Here is a 6,531-nt window from a genome sequence, read left to right on the forward strand (position 1 = left end):
TTAAAATATAGCAAGGGATTTGTCATTATTGAAAAATAAAAAAAAATTTATTATAATTAATATGAAAAAATAAAATCAAGAGGTGAAAAATGTTTAGAGTAGCTATAATTTGTATGAGTGATAAAGGGTTTAAAGGTGAGAGAGAGGATATATCCACAAAGGTTATAGAAGAGATAGTAGTTAATAATGGATATGAAGTTGTAAAAAAAATTATTATCCCAGATGAATATAATGAGATAACAGAAAATTTAAAAGAGATATGTGATAAAAATATAGCAGACTTAATATTGACAACTGGTGGAACAGGTTTTGCCAAAAGAGATATTACCCCAGAAGCAACAGAAGAGGTAATAGAAAAAAAAGTTCCTGGAATATCGGAGGCTATAAGAAATTATTCAATGGGAATAACAAAAAGAGCTATGCTTTCAAGAGCAGTATCTGGAATAAGAAAGGAAAGTTTAATAATAAATTTACCAGGAAGTCCAAAAGCTGTGAGAGAATCTTTAGAATATATAATAACAGAACTTCATCATGGATTAGAAATTTTAACAGGTAAAGCATTTGATTGTGCAAGAAAATAAGTTGAAAATATGGTATAATAAAAGAAATGATTAAATAAGAATAAAGGAATGGAAATGGAAAATTATATTTTAGAAATATTATCAAAATTTAGTTATGTAGGAATATTCTTTTTAATTTTTATTGAAAATATATTCCCACCAATACCTTCAGAATTAATACTTGTTTTCGGAGGATTTATTTCAAAAAAATTAAATTTAAGTTTCTTTTTACTGGTGTTTTTTTCAACCTTAGGTTCTTGCTTAGGAGCTATGCTTTTGTATTATTTAGGTAAAAAAATTTCAAAAGAAAGGTTGGATAGTTTTTTTAATAAAGGTTGGGTAAAAAAATTAGGTTTTAAAGTTAAGAGTGTAAATAAAAGTTTAGAATATTTTAATAAATACAATAGTCTAGCAGTATTTATTGGAAGATGTGTTCCTGTTGTAAGGAGTCTTATTTCTATCCCAGCTGGAATGGAAAGTATGAATTTTAAAAAATTTATAATTTATACAGGGGTAGGAAGTTTAATTTGGAATACACTTTTAATTTATGTAGGAAGAGTAATGGAAGAAAAATGGAAAGAGGGAGTGGCCATTGTAGAAAAATATTCTACAATAATATTATTTTTACTTATCCTGTTTTTTATAGGAAAATATTTCTTTAAAAAATTTATTAATAGAAGAGGGAATGATGAGAGATAATTTTGGAAGAGATATTAATTATTTAAGAATTTCTTTGACAGATAATTGTAATTTAAGATGTATTTATTGTACTCCAGAAAAATTATCTCAAAAAAAAGAGGAAAAACTTTTATTTGAAGATTTACAAAAAATTATAAGAGTGGCTAAGGATATTGGAATAAAAAAAATTAGGTTGACAGGTGGAGAACCTCTTCTTAGAAAAGATTTATGCGAAATTATAAAAGAAATAAAAAAAAGTGAAATAGATGAGATTTATATTACAACCAATGGAATTTTATTGGAAGAAAAAATAAAAGATTTAAAAGAAGCTGGGCTTATGGGAATAAATGTGAGTTTAGACACTTTAGATGAAAATATTTTTAATGAAATAACTAGAGGGGGAGATATAAAAAAAGTTATAAATGGAATAAAAAAATCTATCTCTCTTGGATTAAAAGTAAAAATAAATTCTGTAATAATAAAAGGTATAAATGAGGATTCTATTTATCAGTTGGCAGAAATAACTAAAAACAATAAAATCGATGTGAGATACATAGAGCTTATGCCAATAGGTGAAGGGAAAAAATATCAAGGTTTAAATAATAATGAAATATTAAAAAGATTGGAAAATAAATTTGGATTGAAAGAATATTTTGAAATAAATGGTGTGACAGAGTACCATAAACTAAAAAATAGTCAGGGAAGAATAGGGTTTATCAGTCCAATAAATAATTGTTTTTGTAAAGATTGTAATAAAATTAGAATAACTTCATCAGGTGAAATAAAAAGATGTCTTAATGAAGAAGGAAGAATAAATCTTAAAAATATAAATACAGAAATTGAAATAAAAGAGTTATTGAAAAATGAAATAAAAAATAAACCAGAAAAACATCTTTTTGGAGAAAAAAAAGAGTTTATTGAAAAAAAGAATATGAATGAAATAGGTGGATAAAATGGGAGTAATAAGAGCTGTTTGTATTAGTGAAAAGAGAGGAACAAGTAAAAAAAATATTCATGAGTGTGAAGTAGTAGAGGGATTTGGATTAAAAAATGATGCTCATGGTGGAAACTGGCATAGACAAATAAGTCTTCTTTCTTTTGAAAAAATAGAGGATTTTAAAGCTAGGGGTGGAGATGTAGTAGATGGAGATTTTGGAGAAAATCTGATTGTAACAGAGATAGATTTAAAAAATCTTCCTATTGGAACTAGATTAAAAATAAATGATGTTATACTAGAGGTTACTCAAATAGGAAAAGAGTGTCACTCTCATTGTGAAATTTTTAAAAAAGTTGGAGATTGTATAATGCCAAGAGAGGGAATATTTACTAAAATTATTTGTGGTGGATATATAAAAGAAGGGGATAAGATAGAAGTAATTGATTAGGAGGAAAGATGGAATTTTCACATTTTAATAAAGATGGAAATGCTTATATGGTTGATGTCAGTGAAAAAAATAAAACAAAAAGAGAAGCTAGGGCTTTTGGAAAAATAAAAGTTTCAAAAGAGGTTATTTCACAACTTATAAATCATCAAGTAAAAAAGGGGGAAGTTTTAGGAGTAGCAAGAGTTGCAGGTATAATGGGAATGAAAAAAACCAGTGAAATTATTCCAATGTGTCACCCAATTTTTATGAGTGGTTGTGAAATAAATTTTGAAATAAAAGAGGATTTAGGAGAGATACATATATATGCAACTGCTAAAACAATAGGGGAAACTGGTATTGAGATGGAAGTTTTAACAGGAGTATCAACAGCAGCCTTAACAATTTATGATATGTGTAAAAGTATAGATAAAAGAATGGTTATTTCAGATATTCACCTATTAGAAAAAACAGGTGGAAAGAGTGGAGACTTTAAATTTTAGTGTATACGAATAAAAATAAAAGGAGAGGTTACTGTACCTTTCATCTTAGTTGTCTAAGATTTTGGGTGCAGTACATTGCCTCTCCCTTTTTATTTCAATTAGTATTTTATTACATTAAGAGTTTTTTCTCCATTGTTTACTTCTATGAAACCAGTTTTTCCATAGAATAATAAATCTTCAATGAAATAAGTTTTCTTTTGAGAATTTACCTCTTTTGTAGAGTTAAAGAAAACGAAATATCTATCTTTACTAATTTCTACTTTAATAGCCTTTGCTTCACTCTCATCAACTAAAGATAAATCTCCTCTTTTAACTTGAACTTTTTCTATTTTTAGATCTTTTGGTGAAATTACAGTAAATAGAGTTCCAACTTTTTCAAAGGAAATATTTGTTTCAATTCTCTTAGAATCTTCTAATTTATTATACTCTTTAGATATTAAAGTATCTTTAATATCTATTTTAACATCATCACTCCATTTTAAATGTAAAGAGTTATTTTTATTTAAAATAATATGATTATCATCAGAAATAACTTCAGTATTTGTATCTATATTAAAATGTTGTGTATAATTATGTTTTCCAGAAGTAGAAAATTCATCAGCTACTACCCATAGATCAGGTTTTACATAGAATATTTTTCTAAAATGGATAAGAGGATCATTAAGATTTAGATATCCTAAGTGTCCACCATCAACATAGTCAAATTTATCATTGAAAGAGTAAAAAGAGTTTAAAGGTAAAGCAGCTTTTAAAATTCCCCAAGCTCCTCTAAATTCACTGAAAGGTTTTCCATCAACTGTTACTGTGTTATGAGCACAAGTATTTTTTAAATCTATTCTAGTTTGACTACCCTCTACATAAGTGTATCTTCCACTGTCAATAAGGAAATTTTCTCCATTAGAAGTTAAATCAAAGTGAAGAAGTTCTCCATGCCCATGTCCACTTCCAATAGAACCACAAGTAAACCATAAGTAATTTCCATTTTCGTTAAAAGAATCACGAAGATAGAAATTTCCACTATTTACTAAAGCGATAGATGGATAATCAGGAGCTATTGTTTCTATTTTAGAATAATTTTCAATTGATTTTTTATCTAACTCCCACATAGATTCAAAATCTATTTCGGAGAATCCACCAAATTTTAATTCTCCATCTTCTAATACAGCAGCACATCTAGTAATTATATCTCTTAAATCTGTATCGTCACTGTCACCTTGCATTGGTTGATGGTGGTTAGGTTTTTTCATTGAGAAGTTGGCCATACCTATTTTTTTAATATTTTCTTTTATAAATTCAGGAATTTCTAAATCATGATGTTTAAATTGTACTGCTGTTTCTAGTAAACAATTTAAAACTTCATTTTGATACATAGGAGATTGTTCCCAGTGGATTCCATCTGGTAAGATTTGAATTTTACATTGGTATTCAAGTCTTTTTAAAGGAACTTTAAAATAATCTGTATCAGTTAAGTGGAAATAGAAAGCAAAAGTTATAAGCCCACAGTTTTGAAGAACTCCCCAGTTACTTAAAGTTCTAAAGTCATCATAAAGATTTAATAGAACATCACATTGCTCTTTTAAAGAGTTGTAGATTTTTTCTTTAAATTCTTTTTCAAAAGTATAAGTTCTTTCAAATATTTCTAAAGTTTTTATCCAGTTGATACATCTAAGTCCCATTTCAATAGTTCTAGCACAATCTTTAAATTTAGGGTCGTGAATATCTACTGTATCAATCCAAGAGTTTATTTGATTAACAAAAGCATTTAAATATTTTTCATCATTTGTTAAATGATAAGCTTTTGCTAAAAATGTCCAATATTTATGTCTGTTTAACATAAACGCCCATTCTTCATCACCGAAAGGAATTTTATTCCATTCAATTTCATTTTCAAAAGTAACAGGAGTTTTACAAACTTCCATATCCCATTTATGATTAAAAATAAAAGTATTTTTACAAATTAAATCAGCTGTTTCTAATAAAGTTTCTTTTGTCATATCCATAATTTTACTCCTTATGATTTTTTTGTATATTGATTAGATTATAACTAAGAAAATAAAAAAAGTAAATATTCCGTTTTCTATGTTTAAATTTGATAATAGCTATTTACGAATTTATTTAGTACAATTTATACTGAAAAAAATATATAATAAATGGTAAAAAAATGAAAAATATTTAATTTAAGTTAAGAAAGATAAAGAGTTATTTTATTGGATAAATAAGGAATTATAAAGCATATATAATTTAGGTTAAAAAAGTTAAATAAAAAATAAAAAAATACTTATTTGAGATATTGAGTTTTTTATAAGAAAGTATTATATTAATAACGAACAATATTGTGGGTGATAAAATGGCAACAAACAAAAATGATATCAAAATATTAGAATTAATTCAAAAAAAGGAAGCTAGTTCAAGGGTTGAAATAGCAAAGAAAATAGGAATTTCTCAAGCTGCTGTAAGTAAAAGAGTAAAACAGCTGATAGAAGAGGGATATCTTAAGGAAAATTATAGTAAAAATAAAAAAACGCAAGGAAGAAATGCTATTGGATTAGAATTAAATCCAAAATTAGGAAAAGTATTGGGAATTTATCTTGCACCAGAGGAGATACTGATAGCTTTAGCTGATTTAGATGGCAATCTTTTGGAATTGGAAAAAGAAAAAATAAGAAAAGTAAAAGATGTAAAAAAACTTTGCTTTAGTTTGATTGAAAAATATATATTTAAGAATAAAATCTTAAATATAGGAATAGCTATGAATGGTATAGTAGATGTACTACATGGAGTAAGTATTTATTCAGCTGCTTATGGATGGAATAATATTAATTTAAAAGAAGAGATAGAGAATAAATATAATATTCCAGTTTTTGTAGAAAATGGAGTAAATTTAATGGCTCTATATGAAAAAACTTTTGGATTATGTAAAAATAAAAAAAGCTTTGTAGTGATAAATATAGGTTCTGGAGTAGGAGCTGGGGTATACATGAATAATATGATTTATCATGGAAAAGATTTCGGAGTAGGAGAAATAGGACATATTCCATTTGATCATTCGAAAGATGCTAGTGTATGTAGTTGTGGAAGTAAAGGGTGTATAGAAACTATTTTATCAGATTGGAGAATAGAGGATAAAGTATCTAGACTGACTAAAATAAACTATCCATATAGTGAAATAGTGGAAAAAGCAAATAATGGTGAAACTTTTTTTCAGAATATTTTTTTAGAACTAATTCCAGCTTTTTTAAATATAATTTTCTGGATTACAACTTTGATCAATCCTGAGGATATAATAATTTATGGAAAAATAAATAAACTGGGTGATTTTTTTTGGAGAGAATTGAAAAGAAAAGTAAAAGAAGGAAACTTAAATAAAAATAATGTAGTGAATATTAGAACTACTAATTTTGATAGTGATACAATTGTTCATGGAGCCGT

7 protein-coding genes are annotated in these 6,531 nt (G+C 26.4%); 6 read left to right on the forward strand and 1 reads right to left on the reverse strand.

Annotation, left to right across the window (positions count from 1 at the left end; genetic code table 11):
• The first annotated feature begins 89 nt into the window (after positions 1–89).
• The 5 genes from Q1J48_RS06400 to moaC are packed head-to-tail and all read left to right on the forward strand — an operon-like array spanning position 90 to position 3,102.
• On the forward strand, positions 90–581 hold the full coding sequence (locus Q1J48_RS06400) for a MogA/MoaB family molybdenum cofactor biosynthesis protein (protein ID WP_300362075.1): 492 nt from the start codon (positions 90–92) through the stop codon (positions 579–581).
• A 54-nt stretch (positions 582–635) separates the two neighbouring features.
• The gene (locus Q1J48_RS06405) at positions 636–1,259 is read left to right on the forward strand and encodes a DedA family protein (protein ID WP_300362077.1); all 624 of its coding nucleotides are present in this window, start codon (positions 636–638) and stop codon (positions 1,257–1,259) included.
• Complete coding sequence (gene moaA, locus Q1J48_RS06410) at positions 1,249–2,190, forward strand: GTP 3',8-cyclase MoaA (protein ID WP_300344800.1); 942 nt, start codon at positions 1,249–1,251, stop codon at positions 2,188–2,190. Before Q1J48_RS06405 ends, moaA begins: the two co-directional genes overlap by 11 nt.
• Before the next feature lies 1 nt (position 2,191).
• Positions 2,192–2,623, forward strand: a complete 432-nt coding sequence (locus tag Q1J48_RS06415; RefSeq protein WP_300362080.1) for an MOSC domain-containing protein — start codon at positions 2,192–2,194, stop codon at positions 2,621–2,623.
• An 8-nt stretch (positions 2,624–2,631) separates the two neighbouring features.
• On the forward strand, positions 2,632–3,102 hold the full coding sequence (moaC, locus tag Q1J48_RS06420) for a cyclic pyranopterin monophosphate synthase MoaC (protein ID WP_300362082.1): 471 nt from the start codon (positions 2,632–2,634) through the stop codon (positions 3,100–3,102).
• 98 nt (positions 3,103–3,200) lie between these two features.
• Here moaC and Q1J48_RS06425 read toward each other — a convergent pair whose 3' ends face one another.
• A complete protein-coding gene (locus Q1J48_RS06425) occupies positions 3,201–5,102 on the reverse strand; it encodes an alginate lyase family protein (protein WP_300362084.1) in 1,902 nt (633 codons plus the stop codon).
• A gap of 347 nt (positions 5,103–5,449) precedes the next feature.
• Between Q1J48_RS06425 and Q1J48_RS06430 the strand changes: the two genes are divergently transcribed.
• A partial coding sequence (locus tag Q1J48_RS06430; protein ID WP_300344499.1) for an ROK family transcriptional regulator occupies positions 5,450–6,531 on the forward strand: 1,082 nt, incomplete at its 3' end.

Source organism: Fusobacterium sp., from assembly GCF_029258315.1.
In the GTDB taxonomy this organism is placed as follows: Bacteria; Fusobacteriota; Fusobacteriia; order Fusobacteriales; family Fusobacteriaceae; genus Fusobacterium_B.